This is a genomic window from Candidatus Pelagibacter sp. HIMB1485 (genome assembly GCF_052048055.1).
Classification (GTDB): domain Bacteria; phylum Pseudomonadota; class Alphaproteobacteria; order Pelagibacterales; family Pelagibacteraceae; genus Pelagibacter.
The window spans coordinates 55,827-71,836 of sequence record NZ_JBNAIN010000002.1 but is presented as its reverse complement, the minus strand read 5'-3'; the positions used below and the strand labels follow the sequence as shown (position 1 = coordinate 71,836).

General features: G+C 31.1%; 29 protein-coding genes. All 29 read left to right on the top strand.

The features are described from left to right. The first annotated feature begins 145 nt into the window (after window positions 1-145). From rpsL to rplQ, 29 genes are read left to right on the top strand one after another with little or no spacing between them, the layout of a single operon-like run. A complete protein-coding gene (gene rpsL / locus ACTTA4_RS02870) occupies window positions 146-517 on the top strand; it encodes a 30S ribosomal protein S12 (protein ID WP_075506813.1) in 372 nt (123 codons plus the stop codon). Then, window positions 517-987: a 30S ribosomal protein S7 gene (rpsG, locus tag ACTTA4_RS02865; protein ID WP_075506812.1), complete on the top strand. Its 471-nt coding sequence runs from the start codon at window positions 517-519 to the stop codon at window positions 985-987. Before rpsL ends, rpsG begins: the two co-directional genes overlap by 1 nt. A gap of 6 nt (window positions 988-993) precedes the next feature. Further along, a complete protein-coding gene (gene fusA, locus ACTTA4_RS02860; protein WP_440633449.1) occupies window positions 994-3,072 on the top strand; it encodes an elongation factor G in 2,079 nt (692 codons plus the stop codon). Next, on the top strand, window positions 3,072-3,380 hold the full coding sequence (gene rpsJ, locus ACTTA4_RS02855) for a 30S ribosomal protein S10 (RefSeq protein WP_023853699.1): 309 nt from the start codon (window positions 3,072-3,074) through the stop codon (window positions 3,378-3,380). The genes fusA and rpsJ overlap by 1 nt, the downstream gene beginning before the upstream one ends. Window positions 3,381-3,382: 2 nt before the next feature. Then, window positions 3,383-4,093: a 50S ribosomal protein L3 gene (gene rplC / locus ACTTA4_RS02850; protein WP_440633448.1), complete on the top strand. Its 711-nt coding sequence runs from the start codon at window positions 3,383-3,385 to the stop codon at window positions 4,091-4,093. Next, entirely contained in the window at window positions 4,093-4,716 is a 624-nt protein-coding gene (rplD, locus tag ACTTA4_RS02845) for a 50S ribosomal protein L4 (RefSeq protein ID WP_440633447.1), read from the top strand. The genes rplC and rplD overlap by 1 nt, the downstream gene beginning before the upstream one ends. Window position 4,717: 1 nt before the next feature. Next, window positions 4,718-5,011 (top strand): 50S ribosomal protein L23, encoded by a 294-nt coding sequence (gene rplW / locus ACTTA4_RS02840; protein ID WP_262589101.1) that lies wholly within the window; start codon window positions 4,718-4,720, stop codon window positions 5,009-5,011. Window positions 5,012-5,015: 4 nt separating this feature from the next. After that, entirely contained in the window at window positions 5,016-5,855 is an 840-nt protein-coding gene (gene rplB, locus ACTTA4_RS02835) for a 50S ribosomal protein L2 (protein WP_075506807.1), read from the top strand. Further along, window positions 5,855-6,145 carry a 30S ribosomal protein S19 gene (gene rpsS, locus ACTTA4_RS02830; RefSeq protein WP_075506806.1) on the top strand — a complete coding sequence of 97 codons (291 nt, stop codon included), beginning with the start codon at window positions 5,855-5,857 and terminating at the stop codon, window positions 6,143-6,145. The genes rplB and rpsS overlap by 1 nt, the downstream gene beginning before the upstream one ends. Before the next feature lie 2 nt (window positions 6,146-6,147). After that, entirely contained in the window at window positions 6,148-6,546 is a 399-nt protein-coding gene (gene rplV / locus ACTTA4_RS02825; RefSeq protein WP_440614293.1) for a 50S ribosomal protein L22, read from the top strand. Next, window positions 6,530-7,210: a 30S ribosomal protein S3 gene (rpsC, locus tag ACTTA4_RS02820; RefSeq protein WP_075506804.1), complete on the top strand. Its 681-nt coding sequence runs from the start codon at window positions 6,530-6,532 to the stop codon at window positions 7,208-7,210. Before rplV ends, rpsC begins: the two co-directional genes overlap by 17 nt. Then, entirely contained in the window at window positions 7,210-7,620 is a 411-nt protein-coding gene (gene rplP, locus ACTTA4_RS02815) for a 50S ribosomal protein L16 (protein ID WP_075506803.1), read from the top strand. The genes rpsC and rplP overlap by 1 nt, the downstream gene beginning before the upstream one ends. Then, window positions 7,621-7,812 (top strand): 50S ribosomal protein L29, encoded by a 192-nt coding sequence (gene rpmC, locus ACTTA4_RS02810; RefSeq protein ID WP_440633446.1) that lies wholly within the window; start codon window positions 7,621-7,623, stop codon window positions 7,810-7,812. Then, on the top strand, window positions 7,805-8,041 hold the full coding sequence (gene rpsQ / locus ACTTA4_RS02805; RefSeq protein WP_428080011.1) for a 30S ribosomal protein S17: 237 nt from the start codon (window positions 7,805-7,807) through the stop codon (window positions 8,039-8,041). Before rpmC ends, rpsQ begins: the two co-directional genes overlap by 8 nt. Further along, complete coding sequence (rplN, locus tag ACTTA4_RS02800; RefSeq protein ID WP_008544079.1) at window positions 8,041-8,409, top strand: 50S ribosomal protein L14; 369 nt, start codon at window positions 8,041-8,043, stop codon at window positions 8,407-8,409. The genes rpsQ and rplN overlap by 1 nt, the downstream gene beginning before the upstream one ends. A gap of 1 nt (window position 8,410) precedes the next feature. After that, complete coding sequence (rplX, locus tag ACTTA4_RS02795; protein WP_262589105.1) at window positions 8,411-8,656, top strand: 50S ribosomal protein L24; 246 nt, start codon at window positions 8,411-8,413, stop codon at window positions 8,654-8,656. After that, window positions 8,656-9,210 (top strand): 50S ribosomal protein L5, encoded by a 555-nt coding sequence (gene rplE / locus ACTTA4_RS02790; RefSeq protein ID WP_262589106.1) that lies wholly within the window; start codon window positions 8,656-8,658, stop codon window positions 9,208-9,210. The genes rplX and rplE overlap by 1 nt, the downstream gene beginning before the upstream one ends. A gap of 2 nt (window positions 9,211-9,212) precedes the next feature. Further along, complete coding sequence (gene rpsN, locus ACTTA4_RS02785; RefSeq protein ID WP_075506797.1) at window positions 9,213-9,518, top strand: 30S ribosomal protein S14; 306 nt, start codon at window positions 9,213-9,215, stop codon at window positions 9,516-9,518. Window positions 9,519-9,529: 11 nt separating this feature from the next. Beyond that, on the top strand, window positions 9,530-9,925 hold the full coding sequence (gene rpsH, locus ACTTA4_RS02780; protein WP_428080012.1) for a 30S ribosomal protein S8: 396 nt from the start codon (window positions 9,530-9,532) through the stop codon (window positions 9,923-9,925). Further along, on the top strand, window positions 9,925-10,464 hold the full coding sequence (gene rplF / locus ACTTA4_RS02775) for a 50S ribosomal protein L6 (protein WP_262589108.1): 540 nt from the start codon (window positions 9,925-9,927) through the stop codon (window positions 10,462-10,464). Before rpsH ends, rplF begins: the two co-directional genes overlap by 1 nt. Next, window positions 10,464-10,820, top strand: coding sequence for a 50S ribosomal protein L18 (gene rplR, locus ACTTA4_RS02770; RefSeq protein ID WP_440633445.1), 357 nt, complete (start codon window positions 10,464-10,466; stop codon window positions 10,818-10,820). Before rplF ends, rplR begins: the two co-directional genes overlap by 1 nt. A 2-nt stretch (window positions 10,821-10,822) precedes the next feature. Continuing rightward, window positions 10,823-11,338 carry a 30S ribosomal protein S5 gene (gene rpsE / locus ACTTA4_RS02765; protein WP_075506793.1) on the top strand — a complete coding sequence of 172 codons (516 nt, stop codon included), beginning with the start codon at window positions 10,823-10,825 and terminating at the stop codon, window positions 11,336-11,338. After that, complete coding sequence (gene rplO / locus ACTTA4_RS02760; RefSeq protein WP_440633444.1) at window positions 11,338-11,790, top strand: 50S ribosomal protein L15; 453 nt, start codon at window positions 11,338-11,340, stop codon at window positions 11,788-11,790. Before rpsE ends, rplO begins: the two co-directional genes overlap by 1 nt. A gap of 9 nt (window positions 11,791-11,799) precedes the next feature. Beyond that, the gene (gene secY / locus ACTTA4_RS02755) at window positions 11,800-13,080 is read left to right on the top strand and encodes a preprotein translocase subunit SecY (RefSeq protein WP_075506791.1); all 1,281 of its coding nucleotides are present in this window, start codon (window positions 11,800-11,802) and stop codon (window positions 13,078-13,080) included. Next, window positions 13,081-13,644, top strand: coding sequence for an adenylate kinase (locus ACTTA4_RS02750; RefSeq protein ID WP_440633443.1), 564 nt, complete (start codon window positions 13,081-13,083; stop codon window positions 13,642-13,644). A 55-nt stretch (window positions 13,645-13,699) separates the two neighbouring features. Then, window positions 13,700-14,083, top strand: coding sequence for a 30S ribosomal protein S13 (rpsM, locus tag ACTTA4_RS02745; RefSeq protein WP_075506789.1), 384 nt, complete (start codon window positions 13,700-13,702; stop codon window positions 14,081-14,083). A 2-nt stretch (window positions 14,084-14,085) separates the two neighbouring features. Then, on the top strand, window positions 14,086-14,535 hold the full coding sequence (gene rpsK / locus ACTTA4_RS02740; RefSeq protein WP_075506788.1) for a 30S ribosomal protein S11: 450 nt from the start codon (window positions 14,086-14,088) through the stop codon (window positions 14,533-14,535). Next, window positions 14,535-15,563, top strand: a complete 1,029-nt coding sequence (locus ACTTA4_RS02735) for a DNA-directed RNA polymerase subunit alpha (RefSeq protein WP_075506787.1) — start codon at window positions 14,535-14,537, stop codon at window positions 15,561-15,563. Before rpsK ends, ACTTA4_RS02735 begins: the two co-directional genes overlap by 1 nt. Then, window positions 15,563-16,006, top strand: a complete 444-nt coding sequence (rplQ, locus tag ACTTA4_RS02730) for a 50S ribosomal protein L17 (RefSeq protein WP_262589113.1) — start codon at window positions 15,563-15,565, stop codon at window positions 16,004-16,006. The genes ACTTA4_RS02735 and rplQ overlap by 1 nt, the downstream gene beginning before the upstream one ends. Window positions 16,007-16,010: the final 4 nt, after the last annotated feature.

Here is a 16,010-nt window from a genome sequence, read left to right as displayed (position 1 = left end):
TTAGTTTGACAATAGCTGATTAATAAGTATTTTGGCGATGTTTTTGGTTGGAATGTAGTGCTCTTGAGGTACTAAACGCTGCCACAAAATAACCTGTCAGTTATTTTCATCTCAAAAATAAATTAATTAATTTTAAAAAAAAATTATGCCAACTATTAATCAGTTGTTAAGAAAAAAAAGAGTTAAACAAGTTTCTAGGAACAAAGTTCCTGCTTTACAAAAGCAACCTTTGAAAAGAGGTGTTTGTGTTAAAGTTTATACAACCACTCCAAAAAAACCAAACTCTGCATTAAGAAAAGTTGCTAGAGTTAGATTGTCAAACGGTTTTGAAGTAACTGCTTATATTCCAGGCGAAGGTCATAACTTACAAGAACACTCAGTAGTACTAATTAGAGGTGGAAGGGTTAAAGATTTACCTGGTGTTAGATATCATATCTTAAGAGGAAATTTAGATACACAAGGTGTTGCAAATAGAAAACAGAGAAGATCTTTATACGGAACAAAAAAAGGTAAATAATGTCTAGAAAAAAAACTCAACCCAAAAAAAATGTAGTTCCTGATCCAAAATTTAATTCAACTATAATTCCAAAATTAATAAATAACATCATGTATGATGGTAAAAGAGGAATTGCTGCAAAAATAGTTTATGAAGCAATAGAGAAAATTAAAACAAAAACTAAAGACGAGCCTATAAATATTTTCAATGAAGCGATTAACAATATCAAACCAACAGTAGAAGTTAGATCACGAAGAGTAGGTGGTGCAACTTACCAAGTGCCTGTTGAGGTAAAAAGTAAAAGAGCCCAAGCGCTTGCAATAAGATGGTTAGTTGACTCAGCTAGAAAAAGAAAAGACAAACACATGGCAGATAAAATTTTTAACGAACTGTATGATGCTTATGAAAAAAAAGGTGCTGCAGTAAAAAAACGAGAGGATGTTCATAAAATGGCAGAGTCTAATAAGGCATTTGCTCATTTTAGGTGGTAAAAAATTATGGCTAGAACTCATACATTAGATAAATATAGAAACATTGGGATCATGGCCCACATAGACGCTGGTAAAACAACTACTACAGAAAGAATTTTATATTATACAGGAAAAAGTCATAAAATTGGTGAAGTACATGATGGTGCTGCAACAATGGATTGGATGGAGCAAGAACAAGAGAGAGGTATCACAATTACTTCTGCAGCAACAACTTGTTTCTGGAATGACCACAGAGTTAATATAATTGATACTCCGGGCCACGTCGATTTTACAATTGAAGTAGAAAGATCTTTAAAAGTACTAGATGGTGCTGTGGCTGTATTTGATGGAGTTGCTGGTGTAGAGCCTCAATCTGAGACAGTATGGAGACAGGCAGACAAATACAAAGTTCCGAGAATTTGTTTTGTAAATAAACTTGATAGAACTGGTGCTGATTTCTTTAGATGTGTTGATATGATCAGAGATAGATTGGGTGCTAAACCATTAGTTTTACAAGTACCTATTGGAATTGAAGCTTCATTAACTGGTGTTGTTGATCTAGTTAAAATGAAAGCCCAAGTATGGAAAAATGAAGCACTAGGCGCAGAGTGGGAATATAAAGATATACCTGATGATTTAAAAGAAATTTCAGAAAAATACAGAACCGAACTAATTGAGTCTGCAGTTGAGCAAGACGAAAAGTTAATGGAAGCGTATTTAAACGGCGATGAAATTAAAGAGGAAGATTTAGTTAAATGTATCAGAAAAGGAACTTTAAATTTTAGCTTTGTTCCTGTTTTAACTGGTTCAGCTTTTAAAAATAAAGGTGTTCAACCTTTATTAGATGCTGTTATTAATTACCTTCCAAGTCCAGTAGATATTGGGTCTATTAAGGGAACTAAAGTTGGTTCAGATGATGAAATTGAAATGAAGTTTGAGGATGGATCATCTTTTTCAGGTTTAGCATTTAAAGTTGCAAATGATCCTTTTGTTGGTTCATTAACATTTGTTAGAATTTATTCTGGTACAATTAAATCTGGTACAGCTGTGTACAATTCTTCATCAGATAAAGAAGAAAGAATTGGTCGTATGCTTTTAATGCATGCAAACTCTAGAGAAGATATTAAAGAAGCAAATGCAGGTGATATTGTTTCTTTGGCAGGTTTAAAAAATACTATGACAGGTCATACTTTGTGTGACAAAGAAAATCCTGTTTTATTAGAGCCAATGGAATTCCCTGAACCAGTAATTGAAATTGCTGTTGAGCCTAAAACAAAAGGTGACCAAGAAAAAATGGGTGAAGCTTTAGCAAGACTAGCTAAAGAAGATCCATCATTTAGAGTATCATCTGACGAGGAATCTGGTCAAACAATCATCAAAGGTATGGGTGAGTTACACTTAGATATTATTGTTGATCGTATGAAAAGAGAATTTAAAGTTGAAGCAAATGTTGGAGCTCCACAAGTTGCTTACAGGGAGACAATAGAAAAATCAGCTGAATTTGAATATATACATAAAAAACAAAGTGGTGGCGCTGGTCAATTCGCTAAAGTAAAATTATTTGTTGAACCTCAAGAACCAGGTAAGGGTAGAGAGGTTGAAAGTGCCATTAAAGGTGGAGCTATTCCAAAAGAATTTATCCCCGGTGTTGAAAAAGGTATTGAGACAGTTTCTGATAGTGGAATATTAGCAGGTTTTCCTATGATTGATTACAAAGTAACGATTGTTGATGGTTTGCATCATGATGTAGACTCAAGTGTTCTAGCATTTGAACTTGCCAGCAGAGCATGTTTTAAAGAAGCTTGCACTCAAGGTGGATTAAAGCTTTTAGAGCCCATTATGAGAGTGGAAGTTGTTACTCCAGAAGATTATATGGGTGATGTAATTGGTGATCTAAACAGTAGAAGAGGCCAAATTAGCACTCAAGAGCAAAGAGGTAATGCAACTGTAATCACGGCAATGGTTCCTTTAGCAAATATGTTTGGCTACATAAACAATCTAAGATCAATGTCTCAAGGACGAGCGCAATATTCAATGTTCTTTGATCATTATTCTAAAGTTCCACAAAACGTTCAAGATGAAGTAACTAAAAAGGTAGCAGGTTAATGGAAAAACAAAATATTAGAATTAAACTAAGAGCATACGATAATAAAGTTTTGGATGCTTCTACCGAAGAAATAGTTAATACAGTTAAAAGAACTGGAGCTACTATAAAAGGTCCAATACCACTTCCTACTAGAATTGAAAGATATACAGTTTTAAGATCTCCACACATTGATAAAAAAAGTAGAGAGCAATTTGAGTCTAGAACTCACAAAAGATTAATAGATATTATAGAACCAACACCACAAACAGTAGAAGCTTTAATGAAACTAGACTTAGCTTCAGGTGTAGATGTGGAGATAAAAATTTAATTATGAGCGAGATAGCTTTATTAGGTAAGAAAATTGGCATGACTAGAGAATTTTATAAATCTGGTCAGTTGGTGCCTGTTACAGTTCTTAAAGTTGAAAAAGCTAGAGTTATTCAAGTAATTGAAGAAGAAAAAAGAGGTTACAAAGCTGTTCAACTTGGATATGGAAAAATTAAAAATTCAAAATTAACAAAAGCAATGAAAGGTGTTTTTGCAAAGAAAAACACTGAAGCTAAGAAAAAATTAAAAGAATTTAGAGTAAACGATACTTCTGCTTACAAAGAAGGAAATGAATTTGGTTTAGAAATTTTCAAAGATATAAAATTTGTAGACACAAGATCAAAAACGATTGGTAAAGGTTTTGCTGGTGCAATGAAGAGACATAATTTTGGAGGCTTAAGAGCTAGCCACGGTGTTTCTATTTCTCATAGAGCTCATGGTTCAACAGGACATAGTCAAGATCCAGGTAAAGTTTTTAAAGGAAAAAAAATGGCTGGTCATATGGGTGATAAGTTAAGAACAAAGCAAAATATCGAAATAATAAAAACAGATTTAGAAAATGAGTTACTTTATTTAAAGGGATCCATTCCAGGATCAAAAAATGCTGAAGTGATGGTTAAAAAATCAGTAAAAAATATAAACAAAATGACAATCAGTGAAAAGCAAGCTGCTGCTGAGGAAGCAAAAAAAACACCAGATAAAAAGAAAAAATAATGAAATTAGATAAAATTAGCATAGACGGAAAAAAAGATACTATTGAAGTCTTAGATAAAATATTTTCTGCAAAAATTAATCAAAAGTTAGTTGCTAGTGTTTTATACAAAACAAATGCCAACTACAAAGGTAGACACGCTAAAACTAAACAACAAAATGAAGTAAAAGGTCCAACATCAAAAATTTATGCACAAAAAGGAACTGGTGGAGCAAGACACGCTAGTAGAAAAGCTCCTATTTTTGTTGGTGGTGGTATAGCTCATGGTCCAAAAGGTGAATTAGCTTACAAAAAAAGAAAGTTAAATAAAAATGAAAAAAAACAAAGTGTTGCTTCTTTAATTACTGAAAAAAATAATAATAAGAACTTATTAATTTTAAATGATTTTAATTCTGAAATTAAAAAAACAAAAGAAATGAATTCAATAATTAATAAACTAGAGATTTCTAATTCATTAATTATACTTGATAAAAACTCTAAAGAAAAGATAGAAAAATCTGTAAGAAATATTCCTAACGTAAAAGTTACTGACGTAAATCATTTTAGTGCTTACGATATTATAAAATTTAAGAAAGTAGTTTTTACTGAAAGCTCAGTAAAAGAATTGGAGAAAAGGTATTCTTAATATGGATAAAATTCATTTATACGACAAAATTCTTTTTCCAGTTGTTACTGAGAAATCAACAAATCTATCAGAATTGAACAAAATTACTTTTAAGGTTCCTGATGGTGCTAATAAAAAAAACCTAAAAAAAAATATTGAAAAAATTTTTAAAGTTAATGTCACTAAAATTAACATCATCAATAAACAGAATAGAACTAAACTCACTAGAGGTAAAAAAGTGAAAGTTTCAGGATACAAAAAAGCAATTATAACTCTAAAAAAAGGTCAAAGCATTGATCTAACAACAGGAATTTAAGAAAATGGCATTAAAAACTTTTAAACCATACACAAAATCTACCAGAGGTACTATTTTAGTAGATAGAACAGGTCTATGGAAAGGCAAACCTTTTAAAACTCTTGTTTCTCCAAAAAATGCTATGAAGGGTAGAAATAATAATGGACACATCACTTCAATTAACAGAGCAGGTGGTCATAAGAAGATGTATAGACATGTTGATTTTTATAGAAAAAAATTTGACATGGAGGCTACTGTTGAAAGAATAGAATATGATCCGAATAGATCTTGCTACATAATGTTGGTTAAATTTGAAGATGGAACACATTCGTATTTTTTAGCTCCTCAAAAAATTAAAGTCGGAGATAAGATTGAGAGTGGATCGAAAAAAGAAATTAAAATTGGAAATTGCATGCCGTTACAAGATATACCTGTTGGTATCAATATTCATAACGTTGAAATTCAACCAGGTGGTGGAGGTAAAATAGCTAGAGCCGCTGGTTCTTCAGTTACAATTAGTGGATTAGATGGAAATTATAGTTTAATTAAATTAGCGTCAGGTGAAGTACGTAAAATAGACTCTAGAGCTTTAGCTACTATTGGAATTTTAAGTAATCCTGATCAAAAAAATATTAAAATTGGAAAAGCTGGTAGATCAAGATGGTTAGGAAGAAGACCTCATACTAGAGGTGTTGTTAAAAATCCAGTTGATCACCCACATGGAGGTGGTGAAGGTAAGTCAGCAGGAGGAAGGCATCCAGTGTCTCCAACAGGACAATCAGCAAAAGGTTTAAAAACTAGAGATAATAAGAGAACAGATAAATTTATAGTTAAGAGAAGAAATAAAAGGAAGGATACTAAGTAATGGCTAGGGCTGTATGGAAAGGACCATTTGTTGAAGAAAGCTTGATGAAAAAAGTAGACAAGTACAAAGATGATCCGAAGAAAATTCCAATTAAAACTTGGTCTAGAAAATCTACTATTCTTCCAGATTTTGTAGGGGTAGCTTTTCAAATATATAATGGTAAAAAATTTATTCCAATAACAGTATCAGAGGATATGGTTGGTCATAAATTAGGAGAGTTTGCGCCAACAAGAACTTTTTTTGGACATACACCAGCCGATAAGAAAGCTAAACCAGCAGAGAAAAAATAATTATGGGAAAGAAAAAGAAAATTGATAAAAACAACAATAAGACTGTAAAGTCTATAAACAATGGAATTAGATCTAGCGTAAGAAAGATTAATCCAATTCTAAAAAGTATTGTTGGTAAAAAGGTTGATGTAGCTATTAGAGACCTGCAGTTTTCAGAAAAAAGAGTTACAAGAGATATTAGAAAGACAATTAGCTCAGCTGTTGCAAACGCTGAAAATAACTTTCAATATGATATTGACAATTTAATTGTCAAAGAAGCGTATTGTGGAAAAAAAATTGTTATGAAAAGATTTAGACCAAGAGCAAAAGGTAGAGCGGCACCAATTTTAAAACCTTGGTCAACAGTAACTATAATTTTATCAGAGGCAAAACAAATGGAGAAACATGGGACAAAAGGTTAATCCTGTAGGTTTTAGATTAGGTGTAAACAGAGGTTGGGACTCTGTTTGGTATGCTAAGAAAAAAGATTTTGGCAACTATCTAATTGAAGATTTTAAAATAAGAGAATACATCAAGAAGAATGTAATTAATTCGGGTGTATCTAAAGTGATGATAGAGAGAACATCAAACAAATGTTACGTTACAATTTACACATCTAGACCTGGATTTGTAATTGGTAAAAAAGGTAGTGATATTGATAAAATTAAAAATAACTTATCAAAATTTACGACAAATGAAGTCAACTTAAATATCAAAGAGGTTAAAAAACCTGAAACAAATGCATATTTAGTTGCTGAAAACATTGCACAACAGTTAGTAAAAAGGATTTCATACAGAAGAGCCATGAAAAGAGCTATGCAATCATGTATTAGACTAGGTGCAAAAGGCATTAAAGTTTCGGTAAGTGGAAGATTAGGTGGTAATGAGATCGCTAGAACTGAATGGTTAAGAGATGGTAGTATACCATCACACACTTTAAGAGCAGATATAGATTATGCAGAAGCGGAAGCTCTTACAACATATGGAATTATTGGAATTAAGGTTTGGATCTATAAAGGTGAAGTTTTTGCAAGAGAATTTAGCCAGGAAACAAACAAAGTCACTCCAAAGGAAGGTAAACAATAATGCTTCAGCCTGTAAGAACTAAATGGAGAAAAGCTCATAAAGGAAGAATTCATGGTAATGCTACTAGAGCAAGTACTATTAATTACGGTGCATATGCCTTGAAAGCATTACAGCCTGAAAGAGTTACTGGAAAACAAATTGAAGCTGCTAGGGTTGCTTTAACTAGACATATGAAAAGACAAGGCAGAGTATGGACAAGAGTTTTTCCAAATATTCCAGTTTCTAAAAAACCAATAGAAGTTAGAATGGGTAAAGGAAAAGGATCACCAGAATATTTTGCTTGTAGAGTAAAACCTGGAAGAATTTTATTTGAAGTCGATGGTGTTTCTGAACAAATTGCCAAAGAGGCACTTTACAAAGCTTCAGCAAAGCTACCAATAAAAACAAAGACAATAAAGAGATTTGCATAAATGAAAAAACAAGAAATTAAAAAATTAAGCAAAGATGAAGTTATCAAAAATATTGATAAGCTTAAAAAAGACTTATTTAATTTTCGATTTCAAAAAATGAATTCTCAAATAACTAATCCTGCAAAAATTGGAGATACAAGAAAAACAATTGCAAGATTGAAAACAATTTTAAAAGGAAAATCAAATGCCTAAAAAAATATTAACAGGAGTGGTGATAAGCGACAAACCTAATAAAACAATTACAGTTATGGTAGAGAGAAAATATTCACACCCTGTATTGAAAAAAGTCATTAGAGTCAGAAAAAATTACAATGCTCATGATGAAAATAATACATTTAAAACAGGTGATAAAGTTTCAATTATTGAAAGCAAACCATTTTCAAAAAATAAAAAATTTCAAGTTATGGAGAATAATAAATAATGATTGGTGTACAGACAGAATTACAAGTTGCTGACAACACTGGTGCAAAAAGAATAGAGTGCATCAAAGTATTGGGTGGATCTAAGAGAAGATATGCCAGCATTGGAGATACAATTGTAATTGCTGTGAAAGAGGCTATCCCTAAGGGCAAAGTAAAGAAAGGAACCGTTCATAAAGCTGTAGTAGTAAGAGTTAAAAAAGGAATTCATAGAAACGATGGATCAAAAGTAAAATTTGATAATAATGCAGCAGTATTAGTTGACGATAAGGGCGAACCAGTTGGTACTAGAATATTTGGCCCTGTTACTAGAGAATTAAGAAGTAGAGGGCAAATGAAAATAATTTCACTAGCGCCGGAGGTTTTATAAGATGATTAAAAAAGGTCTAAAAGTAAGAGTGCTAACTGGAAAAGACAAAAAAAAAGAGGGTGAAGTTATCGAAATCGACAGAGCAAATAATAGAGCCAAAGTAAAAGAAATTAATATGGTTAAAAAACACGTTAAAACAACAAAAGAGAAAAAAGGTGGTATTTTTTCAAAAGAAGGTTTTATTCATTTATCAAATTTAAAATTAATAGATGAAAAAGCAGAAAAGAAAAAAGAGGCTAAGAAATAATGACTCCAAGATTAAAAGAAATTTTTAATAAAGAAATACAACCAGCTTTAAAAGACCAATTTGGCTTCAAAAATATTTACATGGCGCCAAGAATTGAAAAAATTGTTTTAAATATGGGTCTTGGTTTAGATGGTTCAGACTCTAAAATTCTTAAATCGTGTGAAGAGGATATGGCTAAGATAACAGGCCAAAAACCTGTAACTACAAAATTCAAAAAATCTGTAGCTAATTTTAAGACAAGAAAAGGATCTAATGCAGGCTTAAAAGTAACTTTAAGAAAAAATAAAATGTATGAATTTTTAGATAGATTAGTAAATATTGCTCTTCCTAGAATTAAAGATTTTAGAGGATTGTCGCCAAAAGGTTTTGATAAATTCGGAAATTATACTTTTGGCATAAAGGAACACATCATTTTTCCAGAAGTTAGTTTTGATAGAGCTGATAAAGTTAGAGGCTTAGATATCGTTATTGTTATAAAAGCTATTAACAAAGAGCACAGCTTTGCATTGTTAGAAAAAATGAATTTTCCGTTTATTAAAAAAGGAGACAATTAAAAATGGCTAAACTTAGTGCTGTAAATAAAAACAAAAAAAGAATTAAACTTTCAGACAAGATGTTCAAGAAAAGACAAAATTTAAAAAAAATAATAATGGATAAAAAACTTCCATTAGAGGAAAGATTTAAGGCACAGCAGAAATTATCAAAATTGCCAAGAAATTCAGCTAAAACAAGAGTGATGAATAGATGTGAGATAACAGGTAGACCACATGGTGTTTATAGAAAATTGAAAATATCAAGAATTGCTCTTAGACAATTAGGTTTACAAGGAAAAATACCTGGCTTAGTTAAGTCGAGCTGGTAGGAAGGAAAATTATGAGTTTAAGTGACCCAATAGGAGATATGATAGCTAGAGTTAAGAACGCTCAAGCAAGAAATCATAAAAAAGTAGATCTGCCATCATCAAACTTTAAATCAAAAATTGCAGATATACTAAAAAATGAAGGTTTTATAAAAGATTTTAAAATTAGTTCAGAGGATAATAAACCAACATTGTCTTTAGAACTTAAATATCATTCTGGTAACCCAGTAATTAGTGCATTTGAAAGAGTTTCTAAACCAGGAAGAAGAATTTTTTCTAGTGCTGAAGGTTTACCTAAAATTAATAACGGTCTAGGTATTGCAATAGTTTCTACACCAAAAGGTGTAATGACTGATATTGACGCCAGAAAACAACGTGTTGGTGGTGAAATTATTTGTAAGGTATTTTAATGTCTAAAATTGGAAAAATAAATATATCAATCCCAGAAAAGGTTAAAGTTGCTTTAGCTGGCAACATTATAAATATAGAAGGGCCACTAGGAAAGAAATCAATAAATATTGATTTAGATATGTTTAATTTGGATATCAAAGAAGGAAAAGAGATTTCAATTAAACCAAAAAAAATTGACCAAAATTCAAAAAGACTTTGGGGTATGAACAGAAGTTTAATTAATAATGCCGTGATTGGCTCGAGTACTGGCTACGAAAAAGTGTTAGAGCTTGTAGGTGTTGGATATAGAGCGGCATTAAAAGGAAATCAGCTAAATTTACAATTAGGCTACAGTCATGATATTGATTTTGACATTCCAGAAGGAATTAAAATTGCTGTAGAAAAACAAACTACACTTAAGATCACTGGATCTGACAAACAATTAGTTGGTGAAGTTGCATCAAAAATTAAAACATTTAGAAAAATTGAGCCATATAAGGGTAAAGGTGTTAGAGAAAAAGGCCAATATGTTCTTAAAAAAGAAGGTAAGAAAAAATAATGAAACTAAACACTAGTATTAGAAAAAGATTTAGAGTTAGCAACAAAGTAAAAAAAGTTGCTCCAAAAGATAGATTTAGATTAAGTATTTCAAGATCTGCCAAAAATATTTCAGCTCAAATCATTGATGATACAAAAAAAGTAACTTTGTTATCAGCTTCATCCATTGAGAAAGATGTAAAATCATCTGATAAAATTAACAAAACAGAGCTTTCAAAATTAGTTGCCCAAAAGCTTGCAAAAAAAGCTCAGGAAAAAAATATTACAAAAATTTATTTTGATAGAGGATCTTATAAATATCATGGTAGAATTAAAGTATTTGCAGACACGTTAAGAGAAAATGGGATGGAATTTTAATTATGGAAAATAACAAAGACAAAAAAACAGACGATATTTTAGAAAAGTTAGTTCATATCAACAGAATTACAAAAGTTGTAAAAGGTGGAAGAAGATTTGGTTTTTCAGCTCTTGTAGTGGTAGGGAATCAGGCTGGAAAAATTGGAATAGCACACGCGAAAGCAAAACAAGTTCCAGATGCAATTAAAAAAGCTAATGAAATGGCGAGAAGAAAATTAACACATATACCTTTGAGAGAAGGAAGAACAATTCATCATGATGTAAAAGCTAAAGATGGCTCTGGTAGAATAGTTTTAAGAGCAGCATCAAAAGGTACAGGTATTATTGCAGGTGGTCCAGTTAGAGCAGTATGCGAGGTATTGGGTGTAAAAGATATTGTTGCTAAATCAATGGGCACATCAAATGCACACAATGTGATTAGAGCTACTATGAAAGCTTTAATGAAACAAAATTCACCAAAACAAATTTCAGCAATAAGAAATAAAAAAATATCAGAAATTATTGAAAAAAGAGGATAATGATTACATTAAATACAAGACAGAAAATTAATAAACCTAAAATTAGAGTAGGAAGAGGTATTGGTTCTGGAAAAGGTAAGACATCTGGGAGAGGTGTTAAAGGTCAAAAATCTAGATCTGGTGTTGCAATAAAAAGTTTTGAAGGTGGTCAAATGCCTTTATACAGAAGATTACCTAAAAGAGGTTTTAATCCAATTTCAAGAGAAAACATTGCAATTTTAAACTTGGAAAAAATTCAGTCTTATATTGATAAAAAAAATATTAATCCAAAGGAAGTGCTTAATTCTTCATCTCTAAAAAAATTAAAATTAATAAACAAAAACTCTACAAAATTAAAAATATTAGGTACTGGAGAGTTAAAAGATAAAATTAATATTGAGGCTGACTTGGCATCAAAATCAGCAATAGAAAAACTGGAAAAAATTGGTGGATCTATTCAATTAAAAAAATAATTTGTTTAAATGAGCGCATCATCTTCAACAAATGATCTAAGAAATAGAATAATTTTTACCATAGCAATCCTTGCGGTATATAGATTTGGTACGTTTGTTCCTTTACCAGGAATTGACCCAGAACAATTAAAAATCATGATGGACGGTAATCAAAAAGGGTTACTCGGTATGTTCAATGTTTTTGCTGGTGGTGCCGTCAGTAGAATGGCAATTTTTGCTCTTGGTATAATGCCATACATATCATCAGCTATTATAGTTCAGTTGTTAACAGGGGTTTCTGATTATTTTAAGAATTTAAAGGCTCAGGGAGAAACTGGCAGAGCAAAGATTACTCAAATTACAAGATATGGAACAGTTTTACTCGCTACAGTTCAAGGTTATGGTTTATCGGTAGGTTTAGAGTCTTCTGCCGATTTAGTAATTAATCCAGGAGCATTTTTTAAAATTACAACAGTAACAACTATTGTTGCTGGTACAATTTTTCTTATGTGGTTAGGAGAACAAATCACTCAAAGAGGAATTGGAAATGGAATTTCTTTAATTATTTTTGCAGGTATCGTTGCTGAAATACCTAGAGCTTTAGTTACAACTTTTGAATTAGGTAGAACAGGTGCCGTATCAACTTTCATGATCTTAGCAATTTTTGTTCTTTTAATATTAACTATTTTATTTGTTGTTTTTATGGAGAGAGCTTTAAGAAAAATTCTTATCAATTATCCTAAAAGACAAATGGGAAACAAAATGTACGGTGGAGAGTCTTCTCATTTGCCACTGAAAATTAATCAAGCAGGAGTAATACCAGCAATTTTTGCCTCTGCTTTATTATTGTTACCAGTTACTTTTTCTAATTTTTCTTTTTCGAACAATGAAACTTTTTTAAATTTAAGTTCTTATTTCACTCAAGGTCAGCCTTTGTACATGTTGCTATATGCATCTGGTATAATATTTTTCACATTTTTCTATACTTCAATTACATTTAACCCAACTGAAACTGCAGAAAACTTAAGAAAATATGGTGGCTTTGTACCAGGAATTAGACCTGGTGAGAGTACAGCATTATATATTGAAAATATTTTAACTAAACTTACTACAATAGGTGCTCTATATTTGACACTTGTATGTTTAATGCCAGAATTTTTAATAGCTAATTACCCAATTCCTTTTTATTTGGGTGGTGCATCTATTCTTATTGTTGTTGTTGTAGCCATTGATACTGTAACTCAAATTCAAACAAGATTAATGAGCTCTCAATACGAACAATTAATTAAGAAAACTAAATTTGGAAAGTAAGTGAATATAGTTTTGTTTGGACCGCCTGGAGCTGGTAAAGGTACTCAAGCTAAATATTTAGTAAAGAAATTAAATTCCTTTCAAATCTCAACTGGTGAACTTTTAAGAGAAGAAATTTATAAAAATTCAGATATTGGTAAGATGATTACCAATGACATGAAAAATGGTAAATTTGTAAGTGATGAAATTGTAAATAAGCTTATTGAAAATTTAGTTTCTGACCCTCAAAAAAAAAATAGATTAATATTTGATGGATACCCCAGATCTTTGAGCCAAGCAAAAAATTTAGATATCTTACTCGAGGCATCAAATCAAAAGATAGATTTAATTTTGTATCTTAAAGTTGATAAAGATACAGTGGTAAAAAGACTAGAGAAAAGAAAAATAATTGAAAATAGGTCAGACGATGAAACAAGTACTATTCTAAAACGTTTTGATACATACATGAACACAACAGAGCCAGTACTTAATTATTACTCAGAGAATCCTAAATTTAAGGAAATTGATGGGAGCTTAGAAATAGACGAAATAACAAGGAAAATAGACACTTTTATAAATGTTTAAGACGTTGACTTTGATTAATCTTCTTATATAAAAGGCACAATTTATCACAAAAATTATGGCTCGTATAGCAGGTATAAATATTCCACAAAATAAACTTGTCCACATTGGACTAACATATATTTACGGAATTGGAGATAAATTCTCACAACAAATTTGTTCTTCTCTAGAAATTCCAAGAGCCAAAAGAGTAAACGAGTTAACTGATGATGAAATTTTAAAAATAAGAGAATATATCGATCAAAATTTTAAAGTCGAAGGAGATCTTAGAAGAGATTATTCTTTAAGTATTAAAAGATTAATAGATCTTGCATGTTATAGGGGAACAAGACATAGAAAAAAATTACCTGTAAGAGGTCAAAGAACAAGATGTAATGCAAGAACAAGAAAAGGGAAAGCAATCGCTATTGCAGGGAAGAAATTAACACCAACTAAAAAATAATAATGGCAAAAACAGAAAAAACTGACAATAAAGATCAGAAGGTAGAAAAATCTTCTAAAAAAAGTGCTAAGAGTTCTTATTCAAAAAAGAAAAAGATAAAAAAAAATATTTTAAATGGAATTGCTTATGTGCAGTCGACATTTAATAACACAATAATTTCAATTGCTGATACAAATGGAAATGTAATATCCTGGGCATCTGCTGGACAGAAAGGATTTAAAGGATCAAGAAAATCTACACCTTATGCAGCTCAAATAGCAGCTGACTCCGCAGCATCAAAAGCATTAGAGTATGGAATGAAAACTTTATCTGTTGAGGTAAAAGGGCCTGGTTCAGGAAGAGAAACAGCATTAAGAGCTTTACAAGCAAGAGGTTTTAAAATTTTATCAATTAAAGATACAACACCTATGCCTCACAACGGAACTAGACCACCAAAAAAAAGGAGAGTTTAATGGAAGTAGAAAACGTTAATGTTAAAAATTGGAAATCTTTAATTAAACCATCTAAATTAGATGTTCAAATTAGTGATGACTTAACACATGCCAAGATTATCGCTGAGCCTTTAGAAAAAGGTTACGGATTAACTTTAGGAAACTCTTTAAGAAGAATTTTGCTTTCTTCAATCAGAGGAGCTGCAGTTACTTCAATTCAAATAGATGGTGTTTTGCATGAATTTACATCAATTAAAGGTGTAAGAGAAGATGTAACGGACATAGTATTAAATGTTAAATCACTAGCTTTAAAATGTAATTCTGAAGGTACAAAAAAATTAGTTTTAGACGCAAAAGGTCCGGGTGAAATAAAAGCTTCAGACATTGCTCCTGTGACGGATGTAGAAATATTAAATCCTGAGTTAGTAATTTGTAACTTAGATGAAAACACTACTTTTCACATGGAAATGAATGTAAACACTGGAAAAGGTTATGTTCCAGCTGAGCTAAATAAACCAGAGGAGCCACCACTAGGTTTAATTGCCATTGACTCTTTGTATAGTCCTGTAAAAAAAGTTTCTTATTCTGTTAGCACAGCAAGAGAAGGTAAGGCTCTTGATTATGATAAATTAACAATGGAAGTAGAGACTAACGGTTCAATTTCTGCAGAAGATGCCGTTGCGTATTCTGCTAGGATTTTTCAAGACCAGTTGAAAATGTTTGTTAATTTTGATGAGCCAGTTGAAGCTCCAGTAAAAGAAGTTTCATCTGAACCTGAGTTTAATAAGAATTTATTAAGAAAAGTTGATGAATTAGAGCTATCAGTTAGATCAATGAATTGCTTAAAAAATGACAACATAATTTATATTGGTGATTTGGTTCAAAAATCTGAGGGTGAAATGTTAAGAACACCAAATTTTGGAAGAAAATCTTTAAATGAGATTAAAGAAGTTTTAACTGGAATGTCTCTGTATTTAGGTATGGAAATACCAAACTGGCCACCAGATAATATTGCAGAAATGTCTAAAAAATTAGAGGAAGCAATTTAATGAGACACGGCTTAGCCAACAAAAAGTTAAATAGAACTTCTGAGCATAGAAAAGCTCTGTTAAAGAATATGTTAAATTCTTTAATAAAATATGAACAGATTAAAACTACATTGCCAAAAGCAAAGTTTTTAAGACCTCAAGCTGATAAAATTATTACTTTAGGTAAAAAAGATACATTGCAAACAACTAAGATGCTTGTGTCTCAACTGCAGGATATTAAATCAGCTAATAAAGTAAAAAAAACCCTTTCTAAAAGGTATTCAAATAGAAAAGGTGGCTATACTAGAATTATTAAAGCGGGTTTCAGATATGGTGATAATGCTCCAATGGCAATTATAGAATTTGTAGATAGAGATGTTGAAGCAAAAAGAGTAGATAAGAAGAAAAAAGATACGTCAAAAGAAGCTCCAAAAACAGAAGAAAATAAACAAGCTACAGCTTAAATCC

What these genes read in the sequence shown, in the direction of transcription:
- secY (WP_075506791.1), top strand. Translation starts at nt 11,800, where the DNA reads ATGAGCGCATCATCTTCAACAAATGATCTAAGAAATAGAATAATTTTT.
- rplO (WP_440633444.1), top strand. Translation starts at nt 11,338, where the DNA reads ATGATTACATTAAATACAAGACAGAAAATTAATAAACCTAAAATTAGA.
- rpsJ (WP_023853699.1), top strand. Translation starts at nt 3,072, where the DNA reads ATGGAAAAACAAAATATTAGAATTAAACTAAGAGCATACGATAATAAA.
- ACTTA4_RS02735 (WP_075506787.1), top strand. Translation starts at nt 14,535, where the DNA reads ATGGAAGTAGAAAACGTTAATGTTAAAAATTGGAAATCTTTAATTAAA.
- rplV (WP_440614293.1), top strand. Translation starts at nt 6,148, where the DNA reads ATGGGAAAGAAAAAGAAAATTGATAAAAACAACAATAAGACTGTAAAG.
- rplB (WP_075506807.1), top strand. Translation starts at nt 5,016, where the DNA reads ATGGCATTAAAAACTTTTAAACCATACACAAAATCTACCAGAGGTACT.
- rplF (WP_262589108.1), top strand. Translation starts at nt 9,925, where the DNA reads ATGTCTAAAATTGGAAAAATAAATATATCAATCCCAGAAAAGGTTAAA.
- rplD (WP_440633447.1), top strand. Translation starts at nt 4,093, where the DNA reads ATGAAATTAGATAAAATTAGCATAGACGGAAAAAAAGATACTATTGAA.
- rplE (WP_262589106.1), top strand. Translation starts at nt 8,656, where the DNA reads ATGACTCCAAGATTAAAAGAAATTTTTAATAAAGAAATACAACCAGCT.
- rpmC (WP_440633446.1), top strand. Translation starts at nt 7,621, where the DNA reads ATGAAAAAACAAGAAATTAAAAAATTAAGCAAAGATGAAGTTATCAAA.
- rplX (WP_262589105.1), top strand. Translation starts at nt 8,411, where the DNA reads ATGATTAAAAAAGGTCTAAAAGTAAGAGTGCTAACTGGAAAAGACAAA.
- rplQ (WP_262589113.1), top strand. Translation starts at nt 15,563, where the DNA reads ATGAGACACGGCTTAGCCAACAAAAAGTTAAATAGAACTTCTGAGCAT.
- rpsS (WP_075506806.1), top strand. Translation starts at nt 5,855, where the DNA reads ATGGCTAGGGCTGTATGGAAAGGACCATTTGTTGAAGAAAGCTTGATG.
- rplR (WP_440633445.1), top strand. Translation starts at nt 10,464, where the DNA reads ATGAAACTAAACACTAGTATTAGAAAAAGATTTAGAGTTAGCAACAAA.
- rpsN (WP_075506797.1), top strand. Translation starts at nt 9,213, where the DNA reads ATGGCTAAACTTAGTGCTGTAAATAAAAACAAAAAAAGAATTAAACTT.
- rplP (WP_075506803.1), top strand. Translation starts at nt 7,210, where the DNA reads ATGCTTCAGCCTGTAAGAACTAAATGGAGAAAAGCTCATAAAGGAAGA.
- rpsK (WP_075506788.1), top strand. Translation starts at nt 14,086, where the DNA reads ATGGCAAAAACAGAAAAAACTGACAATAAAGATCAGAAGGTAGAAAAA.
- rpsH (WP_428080012.1), top strand. Translation starts at nt 9,530, where the DNA reads ATGAGTTTAAGTGACCCAATAGGAGATATGATAGCTAGAGTTAAGAAC.
- rpsM (WP_075506789.1), top strand. Translation starts at nt 13,700, where the DNA reads ATGGCTCGTATAGCAGGTATAAATATTCCACAAAATAAACTTGTCCAC.
- rpsL (WP_075506813.1), top strand. Translation starts at nt 146, where the DNA reads ATGCCAACTATTAATCAGTTGTTAAGAAAAAAAAGAGTTAAACAAGTT.
- fusA (WP_440633449.1), top strand. Translation starts at nt 994, where the DNA reads ATGGCTAGAACTCATACATTAGATAAATATAGAAACATTGGGATCATG.
- rpsG (WP_075506812.1), top strand. Translation starts at nt 517, where the DNA reads ATGTCTAGAAAAAAAACTCAACCCAAAAAAAATGTAGTTCCTGATCCA.
- rplC (WP_440633448.1), top strand. Translation starts at nt 3,383, where the DNA reads ATGAGCGAGATAGCTTTATTAGGTAAGAAAATTGGCATGACTAGAGAA.
- rplW (WP_262589101.1), top strand. Translation starts at nt 4,718, where the DNA reads ATGGATAAAATTCATTTATACGACAAAATTCTTTTTCCAGTTGTTACT.
- rpsC (WP_075506804.1), top strand. Translation starts at nt 6,530, where the DNA reads ATGGGACAAAAGGTTAATCCTGTAGGTTTTAGATTAGGTGTAAACAGA.
- rpsE (WP_075506793.1), top strand. Translation starts at nt 10,823, where the DNA reads ATGGAAAATAACAAAGACAAAAAAACAGACGATATTTTAGAAAAGTTA.
- rplN (WP_008544079.1), top strand. Translation starts at nt 8,041, where the DNA reads ATGATTGGTGTACAGACAGAATTACAAGTTGCTGACAACACTGGTGCA.
- rpsQ (WP_428080011.1), top strand. Translation starts at nt 7,805, where the DNA reads ATGCCTAAAAAAATATTAACAGGAGTGGTGATAAGCGACAAACCTAAT.